The sequence below is a fragment of the Dietzia sp. NPDC055343 genome (assembly GCF_053645265.1).
This window is the reverse complement of the sequence record NZ_JBSHMJ010000107.1, coordinates 1-2,541: the sequence shown is the minus strand read 5'-3', so window position 1 is coordinate 2,541 and position 2,541 is coordinate 1. Positions and strand designations below refer to the sequence as shown.

The window sequence follows — 2,541 nt, the reverse complement described above, 5'->3', positions numbered from 1 at the left end:
TTTAACCGGCCCATACTAGTTGCATACTAGTATGATGCGTGTATAATGGAAGTAGAGCGGGCCACAAGGCCCCTCACCCCGAACCCGAAAGGAGCGACCATGGCCACGTCGCCCGCCTACGTCATCCCCGGCGCCGAGGGGATCGCCGCCGCCTACGCCGATATGCGCCGCTACAACGTGGCCCCGCTCGCGGCGAGCGACTGGCTCATCGAGCAGGTGAAGGACGCCGCCCGCGACGACATCGCCCAGCAGCTCGAGCGCAACCACGGCGCACCCGCCGAGGAATCCCCCAACGTCGCCGATCTGGTCCTACGCCAGATCTACCGCGCCATCGGCGTCGCCCTGGCCGTCTACAACAACCATCGCAGCCGCGTCACCGACATGGACCACATCGCCACCCCCCAGGGAGCCGCTGCGATCAACCGCGCCGCCGTCGCCCGCAAGGTCCGCACCAACGACACCCACCGCGCCATCTTCGAGTACACCCCCGACATCGACACCGTCGAAAACGGCAAAGAGACCATCTACTACGTCTCCGGAGTCATCTACATCGGCCCCCGCGTCCGAGCCCTCACCGCACGCTTCACCAGCACCACCAACGCCCCCACGGCCCACAGCGTCACCCTCACCCACTTCGACGTGCTGCTGCCCTAGCCCACAGCCCCCTAAAGGGGACGCCCGAGGGGCGTCCCCTCCGGGCATTTCACAGCCCGCTCCCGCCTCCACAGGCCACAACAGGACAGCCCCGCGTCACGGAGAAATCGCCCCGAGCCGTGCCAGGCTGGCCCGCATGGACACAGCCGAACCCCTGCACTCGACCAGCCTGCGCGACCTCCTGCGCCAAACCGTCAACCTCGCCCGCGCGGGCGACCACCGCGCCCGCCGCATCACCATCGGCCCCCGCACCGGCATCGTCACCCCCCACACCAAGCCCGACGGCACACTCGACGCAGACGACCTCGCCGCCCAAGTCTGGTCACTCGGCCACGACGAGCCATCCGACACCGGAACCTTCACCGGCGGCTACTACACCAGCCGCGGAGTCAGCCGCCTCGTATACGCTCCCGAACCCTAAACCCGCAGGTAAACACACATTAACGTATCACACACGCACAATGTGTGCATGATGCGTGTATGCTAGAAGCAGAGCGGGCCACAGAGGCCCCTCACCCCGAACCCGAAAGGAGCCAACAATGGCAAAGCCCGGAACCCTCCTCGAGTCCTTCGACCTCGAGGTCCCCGACGAGTTCCGCACCATCGCGGCCGAAATCTGGCTGGTGCTCGCCGACGACGGCACCGAAATGCTGTGGCACTACGAGGACGGGCGGCACGCCTTCGCCCATCCCGCCCGCCGCTGCGCCAACTGCGGCGAGGCCATCACCGCCAGCGCCTCCGGGGCGCGGTGCTTCGGCTGCGCCGGAGGGCTGAACCTCTAACCTCACCGCCTGCCCGGCCCGCCACAAGCGAGCCGGGCAGGCGGCCCCGCATTGGATTAAGGCACGAGCGCATCATACTCGTTGCATACGCGCATCATACGTGTATGCTAGAAGCAGAGCGGGCCACAGAGGCCCCTCACCCCGAACCCGAAAGGAGCCAACAATGGCCCGCAAGACCTACACCCCGCAGCAGCGCGAAGCTGCCCGTGAGGCCCGCGCCGCCAAGGTCGAGCAGATGCACAACGAGCTGACCGCCGCCGTCAACGCCCTCACCGAGTCCGGCCAGTGGCAGCGTTGGCTCGATTTCCTGGGCAGCTTCCACCAGTACAGCCTCAACAACACGCTGCTGATTCAGGTGCAGTGCCCCCACGCCACCCAGGTCGCCGGATTCAAGGCATGGCAGGTCAAGGGCCGCCAGGTCCGTAAGGGTGAGACCGCGATCCGCATTTTCGGCAAGCCCTTCCGCATCGCGTCCGAGACCGACGAGACCACCGGCGAGAAGACCCGCCGCGCCGTCAAGTGCCCGCCGCCCGTGGTGTCGGTGTTCGACATCTCCCAGACCGACCCCATCGAAGGCGTCGAACAGCCCACCGCCCCCGTGGCCCAGCTCCAGGGCGACGACCCCGCCGACCTGTTCCAGCGCATCACCGCATGGATGACCGGCCAGGGCTGGACCGTCACCCGCGAGCAGATCCCCGGCGAGGTCAACGGCTTTTGCACCATCGACGGCAGCCGCAGAATCGTCGTGGACGCCGACCTGTCCGACGCCCACGCCGCCAAGACCGCCATCCACGAGGCCGCGCACGCGATCTTGCACACCGACGAGGACGGCAAGGCGACCACCGAGCCCGACCAGGCCACCTGCGAGCTCGAAGCCGAATCCGTCGCCTACGTCGTGGCCGGACTGCACGGTCTCGACACCAGCGACTACAGCGTGGGCTACGTCGCCAGCTGGAGCGGCGGCCAGGCCGAGAAGGTCAAAGCCACCGCCATCCGGGTCCAGGAAGCCGTTCACCTCATCGCCGAAGCCCTCACCGACGAGACCGAGGAGGACGCCGGCTAGGCCGGCGGGGGCGGTCGGGCGTGGCGCCGCTCCGCTAAGCGC

General features: G+C 67.7%; 4 protein-coding genes. All 4 read left to right on the top strand.

What is annotated here, in order from left to right:
* Positions 1–99: 99 nt before the first annotated feature.
* The 4 genes from ACWIE7_RS18770 (at position 100) to ACWIE7_RS18755 (ending at position 2,499) form a co-directional block, all read left to right on the top strand.
* Positions 100–654 (top strand): hypothetical protein, encoded by a 555-nt coding sequence (locus ACWIE7_RS18770; RefSeq protein ID WP_378002050.1) that lies wholly within the window; start codon positions 100–102, stop codon positions 652–654.
* Positions 655–790: 136 nt separating this feature from the next.
* Positions 791–1,075 (top strand): hypothetical protein, encoded by a 285-nt coding sequence (locus ACWIE7_RS18765; protein ID WP_378002049.1) that lies wholly within the window; start codon positions 791–793, stop codon positions 1,073–1,075.
* Between the two features lie 118 nt (positions 1,076–1,193).
* Positions 1,194–1,436, top strand: coding sequence for a hypothetical protein (locus tag ACWIE7_RS18760; RefSeq protein ID WP_378002048.1), 243 nt, complete (start codon positions 1,194–1,196; stop codon positions 1,434–1,436).
* 163 nt (positions 1,437–1,599) lie between these two features.
* Positions 1,600–2,499 (top strand): ArdC-like ssDNA-binding domain-containing protein, encoded by a 900-nt coding sequence (locus ACWIE7_RS18755; RefSeq protein ID WP_454058884.1) that lies wholly within the window; start codon positions 1,600–1,602, stop codon positions 2,497–2,499.
* The last annotated feature ends 42 nt before the right edge of the window (positions 2,500–2,541 follow it).

Coding starts and splice junctions, on each gene's coding strand:
- ACWIE7_RS18765 (WP_378002049.1), top strand. CDS start 791: ATGGACACAGCCGAACCCCTGCACTCGACCAGCCTGCGCGACCTCCTG.
- ACWIE7_RS18755 (WP_454058884.1), top strand. CDS start 1,600: ATGGCCCGCAAGACCTACACCCCGCAGCAGCGCGAAGCTGCCCGTGAG.
- ACWIE7_RS18770 (WP_378002050.1), top strand. CDS start 100: ATGGCCACGTCGCCCGCCTACGTCATCCCCGGCGCCGAGGGGATCGCC.
- ACWIE7_RS18760 (WP_378002048.1), top strand. CDS start 1,194: ATGGCAAAGCCCGGAACCCTCCTCGAGTCCTTCGACCTCGAGGTCCCC.